This window comes from Enterococcus gilvus ATCC BAA-350, from assembly GCF_000407545.1.
GTDB lineage: Bacteria > Bacillota > Bacilli > Lactobacillales > Enterococcaceae > Enterococcus_A > Enterococcus_A gilvus.
In genome coordinates this window covers 263133-280458 of sequence record NZ_ASWH01000001.1, presented here as the reverse complement: position 1 = coordinate 280458, position 17326 = coordinate 263133, and the positions used below count along the sequence as shown (strand labels likewise).

At 42.6% G+C, this 17326-nt stretch carries 14 protein-coding genes; 4 read left to right on the top strand and 10 right to left on the bottom strand.

What is annotated here, in order from left to right; translation table 11 throughout:
- Positions 1–18 precede the first annotated feature (18 nt).
- Positions 19–918, bottom strand: a complete 900-nt coding sequence (locus I592_RS01405) for a metallophosphoesterase (RefSeq protein ID WP_010782021.1) — start codon at positions 916–918, stop codon at positions 19–21.
- Between the two features lie 130 nt (positions 919–1048).
- Here I592_RS01405 and I592_RS01400 point away from each other — a divergent pair, with 130 nt between their 5' ends.
- Positions 1049–1447, top strand: coding sequence for a hypothetical protein (locus tag I592_RS01400; RefSeq protein ID WP_010782022.1), 399 nt, complete (start codon positions 1049–1051; stop codon positions 1445–1447).
- Positions 1448–1509: 62 nt separating this feature from the next.
- Positions 1510–2049, top strand: coding sequence for an LOG family protein (locus I592_RS01395; protein WP_010782023.1), 540 nt, complete (start codon positions 1510–1512; stop codon positions 2047–2049).
- A 32-nt stretch (positions 2050–2081) separates the two neighbouring features.
- On the opposite strand, the gene gshAB is transcribed toward I592_RS01395, so the two are convergent.
- A complete protein-coding gene (gene gshAB / locus I592_RS01390) occupies positions 2082–4343 on the bottom strand; it encodes a bifunctional glutamate--cysteine ligase GshA/glutathione synthetase GshB (RefSeq protein ID WP_010782024.1) in 2262 nt (753 codons plus the stop codon).
- Between the two features lie 178 nt (positions 4344–4521).
- On the opposite strand from gshAB, the gene I592_RS01385 reads away from it, so the two are divergent.
- Positions 4522–4731 (top strand): hypothetical protein, encoded by a 210-nt coding sequence (locus tag I592_RS01385; protein WP_010782025.1) that lies wholly within the window; start codon positions 4522–4524, stop codon positions 4729–4731.
- Positions 4732–4755: 24 nt separating this feature from the next.
- On the opposite strand, the gene ftsY is transcribed toward I592_RS01385, so the two are convergent.
- From ftsY to rnc, 4 genes are all read right to left on the bottom strand, one after another.
- Positions 4756–6144 (bottom strand): signal recognition particle-docking protein FtsY, encoded by a 1389-nt coding sequence (ftsY, locus tag I592_RS01380; protein WP_010782026.1) that lies wholly within the window; start codon positions 6142–6144, stop codon positions 4756–4758.
- A gap of 12 nt (positions 6145–6156) precedes the next feature.
- On the bottom strand, positions 6157–6978 hold the full coding sequence (locus tag I592_RS01375) for a Cof-type HAD-IIB family hydrolase (protein WP_010782027.1): 822 nt from the start codon (positions 6976–6978) through the stop codon (positions 6157–6159).
- Positions 6975–10568: a chromosome segregation protein SMC gene (gene smc, locus I592_RS01370; RefSeq protein ID WP_010782028.1), complete on the bottom strand. Its 3594-nt coding sequence runs from the start codon at positions 10566–10568 to the stop codon at positions 6975–6977. The genes I592_RS01375 and smc overlap by 4 nt, the downstream gene beginning before the upstream one ends.
- Positions 10569–10714: 146 nt before the next feature.
- Complete coding sequence (rnc, locus tag I592_RS01365) at positions 10715–11410, bottom strand: ribonuclease III (RefSeq protein WP_010782029.1); 696 nt, start codon at positions 11408–11410, stop codon at positions 10715–10717.
- A 166-nt stretch (positions 11411–11576) separates the two neighbouring features.
- Here rnc and I592_RS01360 point away from each other — a divergent pair, with 166 nt between their 5' ends.
- A complete protein-coding gene (locus tag I592_RS01360; RefSeq protein ID WP_010782030.1) occupies positions 11577–12080 on the top strand; it encodes a cysteine hydrolase family protein in 504 nt (167 codons plus the stop codon).
- Positions 12081–12113: 33 nt separating this feature from the next.
- Here I592_RS01360 and I592_RS01355 read toward each other — a convergent pair whose 3' ends face one another.
- The 4 genes from I592_RS01355 to recG all read right to left on the bottom strand — a co-directional run bounded on the left by I592_RS01355 (position 12114) and on the right by recG (position 17276).
- Complete coding sequence (locus I592_RS01355; RefSeq protein WP_010782031.1) at positions 12114–13550, bottom strand: GH25 family lysozyme; 1437 nt, start codon at positions 13548–13550, stop codon at positions 12114–12116.
- Positions 13551–13759: 209 nt separating this feature from the next.
- Entirely contained in the window at positions 13760–14005 is a 246-nt protein-coding gene (acpP, locus tag I592_RS01350) for an acyl carrier protein (protein WP_044926352.1), read from the bottom strand.
- Positions 14006–14123: 118 nt separating this feature from the next.
- Complete coding sequence (plsX, locus tag I592_RS01345) at positions 14124–15125, bottom strand: phosphate acyltransferase PlsX (RefSeq protein WP_010782033.1); 1002 nt, start codon at positions 15123–15125, stop codon at positions 14124–14126.
- Between the two features lie 117 nt (positions 15126–15242).
- Positions 15243–17276, bottom strand: coding sequence for an ATP-dependent DNA helicase RecG (recG, locus tag I592_RS01340; protein WP_010782034.1), 2034 nt, complete (start codon positions 17274–17276; stop codon positions 15243–15245).
- Positions 17277–17326: the final 50 nt, after the last annotated feature.

The window sequence follows — 17326 nt, the reverse complement described above, 5'->3', positions numbered from 1 at the left end:
ATATGTATCCTCCTGCTACTAATAAGAAATCAACGTTAGTGATTTTTTAAATTCTTCGATCAGATGTTTTTCTTTATACGCATCGAATTCCGTCCGATGTTCGTTTAATAACCGACGCATCTTCATAGGAATAAACACCTCTGCCAAATGATTATCTAAAATAAAATCACGGGTGATTCCCCACTCGTAATAATACCCCAATGGCCGACAGCTATAAACCGTTCCTTGAATCGTTTGGTCAGAAAATCGTCTATGGGTATGTCCAAATACAACGTGTTGAACATTGGGATATTGATCCAATAATTCACCTAACGCTTTAGATCCTAAAAAAGCATTCAATTTATTCCAAATTTGATAGTCACCATCCAAATGAACGATGAACTCTTCTTTTGGGACGAAATGAGTTGCTAAAATAACTTGATAGTTCTTCTTCGCTAAATCATCTAATGTACGGCGTAACTGTCCCAGAATCTCGTGATCTACTGACTGATCATCAGAAAAGCGTTCAATGATACGGTCAAACCAATAAATATTTTTTATAGAACGAATTTGCTTTGGATCATTTAGCTCAGAGAAGCCATAATCATACCAGCCGTTAAAGCCTAGCAAGACCGTTTTCTCATTCAAGGCTAGATAGCGAAGATTTAAGAAATGACTATCTGGATAATGCTCGATCATCTGCTCTCCTTTGATATTTCCCATCTCGTGATTGCCCAAGTTAAACGTCGTCGGGAGTCCACGTTTCCGAAAAAAATCATTGATTGTCAGTGTCTGAGCGATCTTATTGGCAGTATCACCAGCAAAGTGAAGACGCGTGACGTCCTGTTCCTTCAATAAATTAAAAAGCTTTTCTAGTTCCTTTACGCCAAAATGATTGATATCCGCGTGCAAATCTGTGATAACAGCTAATTTCCCCATTTTGCCGCCTCCTTCCCGTTTACTTTACACAAATCAATCTAATAATGCGAGTCAAATGCTGATTTCTCCGTGAGTAATTTTACGTCTGTGCTATACTTATTTTGAAGAGATTATTAAAGGAGGGAACGCGATGGTCACCTATCAAAATTTACAAACCGATTTATTACAAGCGCTTGATTTGCACATTGATATCCTAAAGGAAGTCGATGATATTGAAAAAGAGGAATTGCCTGGTTTCTTATTCATGATGAGGAGTTTAGGCTTTATGCTCGACCGCGCAGCATTAGTTTTAGCAAGCAAAGATGACGAAGAAATGTATTACATGATGTTCCAATATTATAGTTTGCTAAAGGAATTGAAATTGAATTTGGCGATGCATTTTCCTCGAGCTACTATCCAAGGTGAGCCTCTGATTGATATGGTCCATCGTTTTCCAGATACTTACGGAAAAGAGATGCGGGCGTGGTGGGAAGCAAAGACTGGCTTGACTGTCGAAGAAACAAAGCAAACGATTGAATTGAACGACTGATGTGCTTCGAAAATCATTGTCAAAATCACGTTCTGCGAAAGCTATTTTAAGGAGGAATCGGCATGCGCATCGCTGTTTATTGCGGCGCACACATGGGAAGTGATCCCGCCTATCAAGCAGCTGCAAAAGACCTGGGGCACTGGATCGTTCAACATAACTATGAACTCGTATATGGCGGTAGTAAGCTTGGTTTGATGGGCGTTATAGCAGATAGTGTACTGTCCGCTGGTGGTTCAGTAATCGGGATCATCCCCGAATTCTTGCGTGTACAAGAGCGCGTGCACACAGGGCTGACGCGCTTGATCACCGTGAATGATTTAGATGAACGAAAAAAAGCAATGATGGCCTACGCAGATGTCTGCTTAGCTTTGCCTGGAGGAGTCGGTACGTTAGAAGAAATCACGGAAGCCTTCTCTTGGGCTCGAGTTGGTCAGAATAATAACCCGTGCATCTTTTTTGATGTAAATGAATATTATTTTCCCTTGCAACATTTTTTTGATCAAATGGTCGAGCAAGCTTTCTTATCGAAAGAAGACCGTGAGCGCGTACTATTCTCAAACTCTTTAGCCGAGATCGACAAATTTATCCATACAAAAAAATAAACCGGGCCGCTTACGCAGTCCAGTTTATTTTTTTAGATCGTCATTTCTGGATATAAGAAACGCAATACATCCGTAGTTAATCGGCGGCTTTTGCCAATGTAGGGATAAATATGCATGTGCATCATCGGATTGAAATTTGCTTCGATAATCCCATAATCTTCTGCTGTTTCGTAAGGTTTGTCCATGTTCGGAATGATCAAATCAATCCCGCTGATACGGGCGCCCAAAACAGCCACTGCTTTGACAGCAAGGTCCTTATAGCTGTCATGCATCTCATCAGTCACATCGATGGAGTCGCCGCCCGTCGAGACATTTGAGTTTTCTCTTAAAAATACTTGCTGATCTTTCTTAGGAACGCTGTTGATCTTCAAGCCTTGTTCCTTTAGCATCAATTGCTCCAATTCGCCCAATTGGAGTTTTTCCAATGGTGAACGGTGGTTATTTCCTCGCAAAGGGTCGGCGTTTTTCTCAGCCACTAATTCTTCAATCGTCTGTTCTCCGTCTCCAATCACATTGGCAGGAATGCGCAGCAGTACCGCCTTCACTTGATTGTCGATTACGAAGAAACGATACTCCGTTCCCGGTAAGAATTCTTCAATAATGATCTCATCGTCTTCCGCAAAAGCGATCGATAGACCACTATTAAAATCCGCGATCGAGGTCTCGCCTTTGAAAATCGTGATCCCCAGTCCATAATTCGTCGATTTTGGTTTGATGACAAACGCTTTTTGAGCAAACCTAGGATAGGCCTTTTTTGCTTCCGCCATCGTACCAAAGGTTTCACCATCTGGCACTCGGAAGCCCGCACGCGCCAGCATTATTTTAGTTACTGTCTTATTTTCCATCAGCAAGGGGGCAATGTACGTGTCCTTACTTGTCATATTTCCGTTTTTTACTAATTCTTGGTGTTCTCCATGCTGCAGCTTCACAAATTGATCCTGTCGGTCTAGCACTTCTGTCTCGATCCCTTTTTGAATGGCATCGAACAAAAGATTTTGCGTCGACAATTCCATTTCTTTGAAGCCCGCTAGCTGGTAAGGATGCGCCCAAGCCTGATCATAAAATTGGCGTCCCAGTTCTACTGCCACTGCCGCTTGTCCTTCTTTTTCATCTAAGGCAAGAATTCGTGCAGCCAACGTTTCTTCAGGATGATCTAACCAAGTCTCATATCTTTTAAGCAGGTCAACACCCTCTAATTCCAGTTCACTCATCATTTCTAGCATCTCAGAAAAAATCATCTTTCCTTCTGCCAGATATGCGGTCGGTTTAGCTGGATGTTCCATAGAAACGGCGTCGCTGATGTCATTTCCTTCGGCTACCCATTCATCCGCTGCTAACTTCTCATCGGTCCATAACAAGTACAGCATGAATAAATGAATGAACGCAATCTCATCTGCATCAATCCCCACACGGTCAAAAGGGTTCAAATCAATGTTACGCAATTCTACGTAGCGAATCCCTGTATGAAAAAGATCTGCAACCTTTTTTCCGCCCCGCATTCGAATAGGTGCGTAGAATTCTTTCTCTTCGGATAAACGTCCTTTTGCAACATTCTCAGCTAAATCTTCACTATATCGAGTCAATGTCGCGTAAGAAACTTGTACATCTGGTTTATTTACATATCCATAATGACTCGTCCGAATACTGCGAACTGGCTCTTTTGGACGATCCTCATCCTCAAAATACCGTGCCTCGCTCAAGGGGCTTGCTCCAAATAAGTAGGTCAGCAACCAGCGATACCGTAAAAAATTACGCGCGATTTTCATATATAAACGAGTCTTAAAGTTTTCCATTGATGCTTCTTCGGTTTGTGCCAAAAATAATTGCTTGATCAGGTCCAAGCCATATTCAAAGTTAAAATGAATTCCGCTTACCATTTGCTTACGTTTGCCGTATTCCCGCGCTAAGTAGCGACGGTACAACACATCTGCATGGCGCTCCAATTTTGCAATATGGATGGCTTCTTCTTTTTCAGGAAGCGCTGGCGGCATAGAAAACGGCCACATCATTTCCTCTTTTGACATACTTCGTTGAGCCACATCATGGATCGCTTCTAAATAAGCCAAAACTTCATCTACTGATTCCGTGACTGGCGTAATCAATTCTAATTGTGATTCAGAAAAATCTGTTTGGATATAGGGATGGAAGCTGCGATTTCCCACAGAAGCTGGATGATCCGTCTGTACCAAATCTCCCGCTAGTGTGACTCGTTGACTTTCCTTTTCAATCCCATACCGTGCTTGCATTAAAAAAGGTTTGACCTTTTCGTATGCCATCATTTCTTTTGTATTCATTTGTCCACAACCCTCCCATGCTACATTATATAGAAGAACATTCAGAAACAGAACGGAAATGCTTAAAAAAAGCATAGCATTTTAAATGAGAATATGATTAACTATTAGTAACAAATTAATAAATGTACAAATGAAATCAGCTAGTGATTTCTCACTTAGCAGAATGGAGGACTTCCTCATGTACGGAAATTTACAGACCACCACAAATGATCCAGCTCCCCTAAATCAGGAGACCCCTGATACAAAAGAGATCGTCTTATTACGGCCGCACCAACAACATCAATTTCATTGCGACGAGGTTCATCGGATAATGGATATCAACATGCGCTATACGGATATCAGCCTCCACTTGCCGCCTTATTTTCAGAATAAAAAAAAGGACTGCTGAGAAAAAAATCTCAACAGTTCTTTTTTACTCTTCTTTCAATAAGCCCTTAAATAATCCAACGGCAAAGTCATTGGAATCAAATGCTTCTAAATCATTGATCCCTTCTCCTAAACCAACCAGTTTTACTGGCAGATGCAGTTCATTTCGAATCGCCAAGACAATCCCGCCTTTTGCTGTCCCGTCCAATTTTGTTAAGACTAGGCCAGTAACATCGGTTGTTTCTTTGAACTGACGTGCTTGTACGAGTGCATTTTGCCCGGTTGTCGCATCGACCACTAATAATACTTCATGAGGGGCTGTTGGAAATTCCCGCTGGATCACTCGCTTGATTTTCTCCAGCTCATTCATCAAATTGACCTTATTTTGCAGTCGTCCTGCTGTATCGATCAATAAAATATCGTAATTTTCCTTTTTAGCTTTATCTACCGCATCAAAGACTACAGCTGCCGGATCGCCACCTGCATTGCCACGAACAACTTCTACACCAGAGCGCTCGCCCCAGACGACTAGCTGATCGATCGCACCTGCACGAAATGTATCGGCTGCAGCTAATAATACCTTCTTGCCTTCATTTTTGTACTGATTGGCTAGCTTTCCGATGCTCGTCGTTTTTCCTGTACCGTTCACACCGACAAACAAAATCACGCTCAAGCCGTCATTCTGCAAATTAATTTTATTATTTTCGTTGATGCCTTCCGCTTCATAAATCTCCACAAGCTTCTCAATAATAACATTTTGAATCTGTGCTGGCTTTTTGGCGTTTTTCAATTTAACTTCTTGCCGCAATGAATCTGTTAATTTGATCGCTGTATCAAAGCCTACGTCCGCTCCGATCAGAGTCTCTTCTAATTCTTCAAAGAAGTCTTCGTCTACGCGGCGGAATCGGGCAAACAGCTCATTCATGCGATCGCCAAAGGATTTTCGAGTCTTTTCTAATCCCTTATCGTATTTTTCTTGCACGGTTTCTTCTGACTGATCCACATCAGAGGACTGCTCGATCTCTGGTTCTGCTTCTGGAATCGTTTCTTCAACTTCTGGTGCTTTCTCATCTTCAACGGCTTCATTTTCTGTTACAGATGTATCGTCATCCTCATGAGTCGGTTGTGCCACTTCTTCCGTTTCTTCAGTTAAGTCGGGAATTTCCGGTTCAGCAGGCAACACTTCTTCTGCGGGTACATCTATTGTTTCCGCCGCTTGTTCTAGCGCTTCTTCCTCTTCTTCTGCACTTCTTTCAGCAACCTCATCAGTCTCTAGCGCGTCTTCACTGTCTGTATCTTTCGTTACTTCCGTCGTTTCGACGCCATCGCCATTCTCAGAGGAATCTTTCGTCTCCTCAACGACCTCTTCTTGCTTTTCAGGTTCGTCTGTTTGCTCACCGGTAAAGGCTTTTTTTATGCGGTCAAATAATCCCATTTAAAATCCCCCTTATATCAAATCTGATCCATCGAATACAAATTTTTGGATCGCATGTGCCACACCATCCGCTTGGTTCGTTTTCGTAACAAAGTTCGCAGCAGATTTTACACCATCCGTCGCATTTTCCATCGCCACGCCCATTCCTGCGTAAGTGATCATGGACAGATCGTTTGCTTCATCCCCTAAGGCCATCATTTCTTGAGGTGTGATTCCCAGACGTTCACCTAAAACAGAAAGGCCAAATGCTTTCGTTACACCCTTTGGCATAAATTCTAATAAATTCGGACGCGTTTTAAAAATCTCAAAACGCTCATATTCTTCTGAGGGAATCAAGGGGATCTGCTGATCTAGATACTCAACATTAACCGCTGCGACAACTTTATTGTACAGGGCTTCTTCCTTTAATCCTTCTATTGTTTTAGGAACATAGGTCAACGCTTTATTCAACGTTGGATAGATAGAAGGATGATCCTTCGCTGTCTCAAATTGTAAACATAGAGCGTCTGATAAAACATCCATTGGCAACTGAATCTTGGTCAACAACTGATGGAGATGGGTGACATCGGCTAACTCCATCGCCGTTTTGCCCAGAATCTCTCCTGTATTGGTTTGAATCAACCCGCCATTAAAGGTAATCGAGTAGTCATCTGCATCAAGTAAATTCAATTCTGCTAGATACTCCTTGATTGCAATCAACGGACGACCGGTACAAATGACGATCTTCACTCCTCGAGCTTTCGCTTCGACAAGGATTTTCTTGTTTGTATCAGAAATAGTTTTCGCATCCGTCAATAAAGTCCCATCTAGATCAATCGCAACTAATTTTATCATTTCAGTGTTTCCCCTTCCTTCATTTGGAATTTCCCGTCATCCTTCACTTCTTCAAGGCGCACCGAAATAATTTTTGAAACGCCTGACTCTTGCATGGTCACACCATAAAGCACATCTGCTGCTTCCATTGTTCCTTTACGGTGAGTGACTACAATAAATTGCGTATCGTTTTGGAACGCGCTCAAGTAACGGCCAAAACGGGCTACGTTGGCTTCATCCAAAGCTGCTTCGACTTCATCTAGCACACAGAAAGGTACTGGGCGCACCTGAATAATCGAAAACAGCAGCGCGATAGCCGTCAACGCTCGTTCCCCACCTGAAAGCAAGGACAAGCTTTGTAGTTTCTTACCTGGCGGCTGTGCCTCGATTTCGATACCTGTGTTCAACAGGTCGCTTGGATCTGTTAAGACCAATTCTGCTCGACCGCCGCCGAACATATTGGGAAAGACAACATTAAATTTCTCGCGAATCGCTTGGAACGTTGTATAAAAACGTGTTTTAACTTCATCATCCATCTCATCCATCGTTTCAAACAGCTGCTCTTTCGCAGACAACAGGTCATCCCGTTGTGTCGTTAGAAAATCATAGCGTTCTTCGACTTGCTGGTATTGTTCAATCGCATTTAAGTTGACTGGACCAAGTTTTTCAATCGCCTGTTTCAAGCGACTCACTTCGTTTTGAGCAATTTGCTGATCAATTTCATCATCAGCCTGCGTCGCGGCTCCTTCAAAGGTCAAGCTATATTCCTCCTGCAGGTAAGCCAACGCATTGTCCAATTTTAGTTCGTAACGATTCTTCTGGACATCTGCTTGTGATTGTCTGGCCAGCAATTGTTTTTGATCGCGGTTCGCCTCTGTTAGCGCACTATCCGCCTGATCCACTTGCTGCTGCAGACTCTGACGATTTTCTTTCCAAATCATCAACTGCTCTTGCAAGTGTTCGCGGGCAGTCGCCAGCTCTGTCAATCGTTGATTCAGACTTTCTTCTGTTTCTTCGTGATCTGAAGAATCATTTGATAACGCAGACAGATGATTCTCCAGGCTTTTGATTTGTCTATCCAGCTCATCGATCTGATTTTCAAAACTCAAGGACTGCCGTCCAAGATACAGCAGACGTTCATCCAGTACGGCGTAATCCGCTTGTAAACGGCTTAATTCAGCATTGATAGCTGCACGCTTTTCTTCTAGCTGATCACTTTCCTCATTTAATTGTTGGATTTCTTGATTGATTTGCTCTTGTTTCGTTTTTAATTCCACTTGTTTAAATGCTAATTCTTCTTTTTGTACCTGATAATCGGTTAAGAAACTTTCCAATTCCTTCGCTTCATAAGAAAATAACGTTTGCTCCTTATTTAAACGAGTCAAATCAGTGTGTACATGTTCTTCGATGCTTTGCGCTTCTTGATAAGATAAACGTGTCTGCTCCCCTTGCGTTCGCAGCATCTCTAAGTTTTCCGTTTGTTCCGCCACTTTTGACTGCAACTCTCGGACAAATATTTCCTTTTTCTGCAACGCTTGGTTGATTTCCTCATAACGCTTCGTCCACTCCGCAAGTTCATGCCCTTGATTAAACAAGTTTCCACGATTTCCTTGTTTCGTCGCACCGCCGGTCATAGAACCACCGGCGTTCATCACATCGCCGCCTAAAGAAACTACTCGAACTTGATAACGTAACTGACGAGCCAATTGGTTGGCACTGTCCAAATCACGAGCAATCACGATCGCACCTAGTAGATTCTGCATAACCGGCGCAACGTTTTCTGAGAATGAAACGAGTTCGCTAGCAACGCCTAAAAAGCCATCTTGCTCCTTAATCGCCTGATACTGATGCGTACCGAGACTGCGAGGCTTGATTGTAGTTAACGGTAGAAATGTTCCACGGCCACTGCGTTGTTTTTTTAGAAAAGTGATCCCTTGACGCGCATCTTTTTCAGTTTCTACAATGATATGCTGTGCCGAAGCACCAAGCGCCGTTTCGATTGCCAATGTATATTCTTGCGGTACCTGGATCAATTCCGCCACGGCCCCAACGATTCCGCTTAATTGGTCTTTATGCTGCAAGACGCTGCGGACACCTTGATAAAAGCCGCTATAATTTTCTTGAATCTCTTGTAAACTTTTTTGACGCGCACGGGCTTGCTGAACCTGACTCATCAGGTCATACATCATTTGCTGTTCTTTTTGCAATTGCAGTTGTGTGGCGTTCTTCTCTTCAGTCAAACGTCGATACTGTTCTTGCTCTTCGGTTAATCGACCTTCAAGCTCCTGTGTTTTCGCTTGTGCGTCGCTTTGCTTAGTCGTCAACTCTTCCAACTGCTCCCGCAAAGCTTCATAGCGTGTGACACTTTGCTGATTTTTAGCTGTTTCCTGAGTGTACTGACGATCTAAATATTTCAGCTCATTACTGACATTTGCCGACTCTTGCATTAGTTCTACATAAGTCCCGCGCAATTCCTCTAATAATTCTTTCGGTGATTTTTTGTATTTCTCTGCTTCTGCTGTCAGCTGTTGAATTTTTTCTTCTAATTCACGCTTTTCCGTTTGTTTTTCATCTTGCTGTACTTGCACTTCTTGCAAGTTCAATTGAGCTGCTGTTTGTTTTTTACGATGCTCAGCTAACGTTGTTTGATACTCTGAGCTAGTCTTCAATGTGTTCTTTGAGCGTTCGCTTAGTAAGTCCTTTTGACCTTCCGCTTGCTTCAAGGCTTCTGACAGGTGAAGCAATTGCTGCTGTCCGGTTTCTAATTGTTCATCTAAAGAACCACGTTTTTCTCGCAGCTTTCCTAATTGTACTTCTGTCTGCTGGATAAAACGGCTTTTTTCTTCGGTTGTTGCAGATAGTTCATCAAAATCCGTCTTTGCTGATTGCCAAGAATCTCGTGTTTTTTTGATTTTCGCGACGGTTAAACTGACATCCGTTGCCGTCAATTCTTTTTTTAACGCCAAAAACTCCTTCGCTGCTTCACTTTGAGCAGCTAAAGGAGTCAGCTGATCTTCTAATTCATAAACAATGTCTTGAACCCGACTCAAATTATCCTCTGTCTCAAAAAGTTTCTGCTCCGCTTTGCGCTTCCGCTGTTTATATTTCAAAACACCCGCAGCTTCTTCAAAAATCCCACGACGGTCTTCTGGCTTACTGGCAAAAATCGCCTCGACTTTCCCTTGGGAAATGATTGAAAACGATTCTTTCCCTAAACCAGAGTCCATAAATAAATCCTGAATATCCTTCAACCGGCAGGCTTTTTTATTGATAAAAAAGTCACTTTCACCCGTTCGACGATACCGTCTGGTCACACTGACCTCGCTAAAGCCCAGCGGCAGATAATTGTCAGTATTATCCAATACCACTGTGACTTCCGCAATATTTAATTGTTTTCTTGATTCCGAACCCGCAAAAATAATATCCGGCATCTTGCCTCCGCGCAAACTCTTCGCAGATTGTTCCCCAAGGACCCAACGAATCGCTTCGGTAATATTGCTTTTCCCGCTGCCATTTGGTCCAATGACCGCAGTCACGCCTTCTTCAAATTCGATCTTGGTCCGGTCGGCAAAAGATTTAAAGCCGGCGATCTCAATTCGTTTTAAATACAAAATGTTCCTCCTAAATTTCATAAAAAGCCACACGAACTCGCGCAGCAGTGTTCAAAATTATTTGTTAAGCCGGACGTAAGCAGTGACTGGCAACAGGATCTGTCGTGCGCAGTCAGTCTATTTTTCTCTATACTCGATCAAATAAACTATTTTTTCGCAAGCTTTGCTAATGCTTTCTCTGCTGCATCTTGTTCAGCTAATTTTTTGGATTTCCCTTGACCTGATCCGATCATTTGATTGTCGGCATAGACATCGATCGTAAAGATTCGTTCATGTGCGGGGCCTTCTTCATTGACCAATCGATAATCGATCGTCACATCGCCGCTTTTTTGTAGAACCTCTTGTAGGCGAGTTTTATGATCCATTTCACGTGTAAAAACGCCTGCTTCGATTTTCGGAAAAACAACCGTTTTAATGAAGCTTAAGGCCATGTCATATCCCTGATCTAGATACAAAGCGCCCAAGAATGCTTCAAACAAGTCACACAAAAGCGCCGCACGATCACGACCACCAGAGTTTTCTTCGCCTTTGCCTAACATAATATAGTGATCAAAATGACACTCTTTTGCAAATTTCGATAAACTTTCTTCGCGTACGATCGCCGAACGTAAACGTGTCAATCGACCTTCCGGCAAGTTGGGATAGTGGTGATACAAATAGTCCGATACTTGAATTTCTAAGACAGCGTCCCCTAAAAATTCTAACCGTTCATTATCTGAAATATTCATGTTACGGTGTTCATTCACATATGATGAGTGGGTAAACGCCTGTTCCAATAAGTTCACATCGTGAAAGACGATGCTATAATTTTCTTTCAATTCATTGATCAACTGTGTATCCATGGGCTCATTCCTTTTTTTGAGATTTCCATCACGCTTTATTATACTGTTTTTTCCACAAATTTTAAATCAGAAGTGATGATAGTAAGAAATTTTCAAAGATTCATCGAACTTTTTCCTTCTTATCCAAAAAAATGATAGAGTGGACAAAACGAGTGGAGGATGTTCAATGGAAAAGCTGTCCGACGCATTACTGATCATCGATTTGCAAAAAGGTGTTTGCTTAGAGAATGGAACGATTGATCATTTTGCTGAGTTGATCGCGCTCGTGAATGAAAGAATCAACCGGTATCGTAAACAGGAAAAACCGATTATCTTCATTCAACACTGTGACGAGGACCTTCTCGAAAATTCAGAGGCGTGGGAGATCGTAGCGGAACTAGATCGACGACCCGATGACCTGACGCTTCAAAAAACGCATGCCAATTCTTTCTACCACACAGAGCTGCAAGAGCTCTTGCAGCATCTTAAGATCCAAAGCCTGGAACTTTGTGGTGCCCAGACTCAATATTGCATGGACGCTACCATAAAATTTGCGCACGGATCAGGATACTCCTTATCGATGGCAAGACAGGCTTCAACTACCTATGACAATGAGTTTCTCTCAGCAAAGGATACTATCTCTTTCTATGAATCCATTTGGGACAAACGGTTTTTAACTTTTATACAATAAAAAAACTTCGTCCGCTGCGACGAAGTTTTTTCTTTATTTTCCGTACCAAGCAATGCCCTCATAACGCCAACCAACTTGTTTTAAATGATCGCGCTCGTTTGTGTTCAGCGTATAATGATGGGTTCCTGTCTTCGCATTTGGATTATACAATCGATACAACGGTTGCGTACCACCTGAGTACCAAGAAATCCCTTCATAACGCCACCCCGCTCTTTTCAAGTTGTCTCGTTCTGCGGCATCCAGTGTATAGTGATGGTCTCCTGCATTTGGATTATACATCCGATAAACCGGCGCACCACTTTGCGGAGCATTCCAAGCGACCCCTTCATAGCGCCAGCCGGCTTGAAGCAGCGTGTTTTTCTCGTTGCTATCTCGAGTATAAAAATGTTCGCCGCTATTTGGATTGTATACTCGATACATGGCCTCTGTTCCAATCGGTGTCGGATCGGATTGAAAAATCCCTGTATAATCCGCAGAAACATCAAAAGTCCCATTAACATTTGGAAAACTTACCAGTGACGACCACTGCCACGCACCGTACTCTGTGTAAAAGTTTTTGGCAGATAAAGAATAGGGATAGGCTGCAACCCAAATGTTTTTATTTCCTAGTGCATGTGCATCTAATAGTCCTTCATTAAACCAACCTAAACTAGCATAATGTCGGACATTTCCATACCCCATTCGGTTCAACTGATTCGCAAACGAGGCAGAGTCATTCGTGTGGTTCCCTTGATTTCGAATAGTCGGTGCCTCAATGTCATTGACCATCACTGTTGATGAGGATAAACCCAATTGGCTCGCATAAGATGCAAAATAATTTGCCTCGGCTCTTGCACTTGCATCTGAAGTGAACCATGCATAGTGATAGGCTGAGACTTTTAGTCCTGCTGCTTTAGCATTCACGATTTGCGTTGCTGCGTAAGGATTCTGATAGGAGGTTCCCTCTGTCAGCTTCACTACAACACCGCGCACCCCATAAGCTTTCATTTTTTGAAAATCAGCTACACTAACGTTCCCATTATAAGAAGCGACATCAACAAAACTTTTTGAAGGCAAATTTGCATCCGCTGCGGATACTGAGGGCAATGAGTACAATTCTAAAGCAAAAAAATTAGCTGCTTTCCCTTGATTCGCTTTTTGCAAATCTGAATGTTCTGTTCCAGCAGGTAAATAATAACTCCCTGCTTCGTCTTCACCGCTGATTAGATTCGGATCGGCTTCAGGATCTTTTTCTTCAGCGGTCTTTTTGGCTTGCTCGACGTTGCTTTGTACGCTCGCTTGCGCCTGTTCGTTTTGTTGCTTCACCGTTGCTTGATCTAGTCCGTCTTTCTGAGCTTGATCCGCAACTTGCTGCTGTTCCGAATACTTAGTATTTTCGTCTACAGGACTGTTTTCTTCAGCGGCGACATTCCCCACTGGAAAAAGCCCCAGCAGCAAAAGAATGCTTATCCATCGTTGCTTTTTTTTCATTGCTTGCTTACTCCAAACGTTTCAAATTATGTTCACTATACGCTCAAGTAGTTGACCTGGCAAATCCGCATCGTTTTTACTCTTTTTCACTAAAAAAAGGATAGCAATTCTGGAAAAAACAAGTACACATTCGCACGCCTTTTTCTTTTACGGGATCATTCAAAAATGTACAAAAAAATACACCGGCATTCGCCAGTGCATCCGTTTTGTTAAGCTTGGTTGTTTTCCATAATGTAATCAACTGCAGCTCCAACAGTTTCAATTTTTTCAGCATCTTCATCAGAAATTTCTGTTCCGAATTCATCTTCCAATTCTAGAACGAATTCCATGATACTGATTGAATCTGCATTTAAGTCGTCTTTGATACTCAATCCAAGAGTCACTTTATCTTTATCGATTTCAAAGTGATTTGAAATTATTTCAGCAACTTTGCTAAATACTTCTTCACGAGTCAACAACATTCACCTCCACTTGATCCACTATTATTCGTCTATGTTTTACCAGAAGGTCAATGTTCATTTTACTGGTGTTTGCCCTCTTTGTCTACCTTTTTTAGCAAAATTGCCGAGGGGGCTATTCGCCTTTTGGGGTTTCAAAAAATGCGACTAATTGTCCAACGACATCCGTATCAAGCATCGTATGAATTTGGTCGATCGTATTCGCTACCGCCTCTGGTCCAGTTGATCCATGCGTTTTGATTACAGGAGCTTTCAAACCAAATAAAACTGCCCCCCCATGGGAAGAGTAATCCAGTTTATCTTTTAGACCATACAGCGTATCTTTCAACATTGCCGCACCGAGTTTTCCTTTGACGCCCGCATCGTTGATACTGCTTTTTAAGAGGCTCATCAAGCCCATCGCTGTTCCTTCAATCGTTTTTAAGACGGCATTGCCCGTAAACCCGTCAGTTACGACAACATCCGCAGCACCATTTAATAGCTCACGCGCCTCCACATTGCCAATAAAATGAATACTTTCTTCCGCTTGTAAAAGTTTGAAGGCTTCTTTTGTCAATTCACTGCCTTTGTTTTCTTCCGTACCGTTGTTCAATAGTCCAACACTCGGATTCGCGATTCCCCGGACATGCTTGGCATAGAAGGAACCCAGAATAGCATACTGATGAATGTGCTCTGCTTTATTTTCCGCATTTGCACCTAAATCCAGCATATCAAATCCACTGTCGCCATTTAAAACAGGGAGTGTCGACATCAATCCCGGACGTTCGATTCCTTTGATTCTTCCTACTATAAACAATCCCGCTGCTAATAAAGCTCCGGTATTTCCGGCTGAGAAAATCGCATCGGCTCTGCCTTCTTTGACCGCTTGCGCAGCTAGAACCATTGAAGCATTCTTTTTACGGCGAATGGCTTTGACGGGTTCGTCGTCACTGTTGATTTTTTCATCTGTATGAATGATCGTGATATTGTTTTCGTTCGTTACATATTCACGAATCGCTTCTTCTTTTCCATATAATTGAAATTCAATTTCTGGGTGTTTTTTTTGTGCTAACATGACACCTTCCACGATAGCTTTTGGTGCAAAATCGCCACCCATTGCATCTACAGCAATTTTCATGAGAAAAATCTCTCCTTTTAGTTGTTCGTTATGTTCTTAAATTTGATTTTAACACTCTATTTAAACAGAGTAGCAATGAACATAACACGCTAATTTTTTTATACAGTATAGCACACACTAGTCAAAGTATGTTTCCCCAGTTTCAGTTGGTTTTAACGTCTTGGCTAATGGGGCAAAGGCTGGCTGTTCTCGCCAATCTTCCACTTGCCAAATTTGATTAGCCTCATCTCGCGCCACCTCTAATACATTGGCGTCGTTCACAAGATCGGCGATCAGAAATTGCGGCAAGCCCGATTGACGAAAACCAAATACTTCCCCAGGGCCGCGCAGCTCTAAATCTTTTTCACTCAAGACAAACCCATTGGTCGTCTCTGTCATGATCTTCATGCGTTCTTTACCCATTTCATTTTTAGGACTAGCCACCAAGATACAATAAGACGCATCTGAGCCGCGTCCGACCCGCCCGCGCAATTGATGCAGCTGGGCAAGACCAAAGCGGTCGGCATCCATGATAAACATGACTGTCGCGTTTGGAACATTGACGCCTACTTCAATAACAGTAGTTGAAACTAATATCTGACTTTGATTGTTCTTAAATTCCTCCATGATCGTCTCTTTTTCAGCATTCTTCATCTTTCCGTGCAGGAGACTGACTTGGTAATTCGGCGCATAGTATTCGTTTAAATGCTCATAGATCTCTGTCGCATTCTTTACATCTAACGCTTCGGATTCTTCAATCAAAGGACAGATCACATACAGCTGGTGTCCTGCCTGCAGCTCTAATTTTGCCCAATCCAGCGTATGCTCTAATTGTTTCGGCTTGATCCAACTTGTTTTAACAGGAATCCGCCCTGCCGGCATTTGATCGATGATCGAAACGTCCATCTCCCCATAGGCAGTAATTGCTAACGTTCTGGGAATGGGTGTTGCAGTCATGAAAAGAACATCTGGATGAAGTCCTTTTTCTCGTAACACTCTTCGTTGGTTGACCCCGAAACGGTGCTGCTCATCCGTGATAACCAATCCAAGATTCGCAAATTGTACGTCGTCTTGAATCAACGCGTGTGTCCCGATCACAACATCAATCTCACCATTTTGCAGACCAGCCAAAATGGCGCGGCGTTCTTTGGTCTTGGTAGAGCCAGTCAGTAAGGCTGTAGTCATTTCCAACGGATCAAACAAATGATTCAAGCTTTCCAGATGTTGTTGCGCCAAAATTTCTGTCGGTACCATCAAAGCGCCTTGAAAACCCGCAGTCATCGTAGCATACAATGCAATGGCCGCAACCACTGTTTTCCCGCTCCCAACATCTCCTTGTAATAACCGCTGCATATGTTTCTTGCTGCGTAAGTCATAACAAATTTCATTGGTTACACGTTTCTGGGCATCTGTAAGCTCGAAAGGCAGTTGCTGTGTAAATCGCTTGAGACGCTCAACGTCATAACGAATCGCAAGCCCATTTTTTTCGCTTCGTTCGCTTTTCTTTAATCCTTGCATCCGCATTTGGAATAAGAAAAACTCTTCAAAAACTACGCGGCGTTTTGCTTGCTGATTCTCTTTTGGATCTTTGGGAAAATGCATTGCCCGCATCGCTTGCTTGCGTGGCATCAAACGATATTTTTCTAATAAATAGTCCGGCAGATTTTCCGTCACTTGATCGCCGAATTTTTCGAATCCGACTTTGATCAAATCAACTAACGTACTTTGTCGAATCGACTTTGTCACATGATAGATCGGCGCATATTCTTCTGTTTGTTTGCCGCCTAAAATTTTCATTCCTGTGAGGGATTTACGCTTCGCATCCCATTTTCCATAAACAGCTAATTCTTCTCCGACTTCGACTTTGTCTTTCAAATAAGGCTGATTGAAGAAGGAGACCATGAAGACTGCATGATCTTGCATCATACGAAACTGCAGTCGACTCTTTTTGTAGCCGAAACGGCTAACCACCGGTGCCGAGACGATGACACCCTTTAAGGTAACTTTTTCTTGATCATTGATTTCCAAAAGATTTTTTTCTTGGATATCCTCATAGCGAAACGGATAATAGCTTAATAGATTTTCAATCGTAACAATCCCTAACTCAGCTAACGTTTGCGCTCTCTTAGGGCCGACTCCAGGCAAAACCGAAACAGTTTCTTCAATCGACATCGAAATCCTCCTTTCAATAAAAATAGGCTTCTCACCACGCATACGATTCC

Bases quoted from the DNA above. Each gene is read 5' to 3' on its own strand.
- I592_RS01400 (WP_010782022.1), top strand. From the start codon at position 1,049: ATGGTCACCTATCAAAATTTACAAACCGATTTATTACAAGCGCTTGAT.
- I592_RS01355 (WP_010782031.1), bottom strand. From the start codon at position 13,550: ATGAAAAAAAAGCAACGATGGATAAGCATTCTTTTGCTGCTGGGGCTT.
- recG (WP_010782034.1), bottom strand. From the start codon at position 17,276: ATGTCGATTGAAGAAACTGTTTCGGTTTTGCCTGGAGTCGGCCCTAAG.
- rnc (WP_010782029.1), bottom strand. From the start codon at position 11,410: ATGGATACACAGTTGATCAATGAATTGAAAGAAAATTATAGCATCGTC.
- I592_RS01385 (WP_010782025.1), top strand. From the start codon at position 4,522: ATGTACGGAAATTTACAGACCACCACAAATGATCCAGCTCCCCTAAAT.
- ftsY (WP_010782026.1), bottom strand. From the start codon at position 6,144: ATGGGATTATTTGACCGCATAAAAAAAGCCTTTACCGGTGAGCAAACA.
- I592_RS01360 (WP_010782030.1), top strand. From the start codon at position 11,577: ATGGAAAAGCTGTCCGACGCATTACTGATCATCGATTTGCAAAAAGGT.
- I592_RS01405 (WP_010782021.1), bottom strand. From the start codon at position 918: ATGGGGAAATTAGCTGTTATCACAGATTTGCACGCGGATATCAATCAT.
- I592_RS01395 (WP_010782023.1), top strand. From the start codon at position 1,510: ATGCGCATCGCTGTTTATTGCGGCGCACACATGGGAAGTGATCCCGCC.
- I592_RS01375 (WP_010782027.1), bottom strand. From the start codon at position 6,978: ATGATAAAATTAGTTGCGATTGATCTAGATGGGACTTTATTGACGGAT.
- gshAB (WP_010782024.1), bottom strand. From the start codon at position 4,343: ATGAATACAAAAGAAATGATGGCATACGAAAAGGTCAAACCTTTTTTA.
- plsX (WP_010782033.1), bottom strand. From the start codon at position 15,125: ATGAAAATTGCTGTAGATGCAATGGGTGGCGATTTTGCACCAAAAGCT.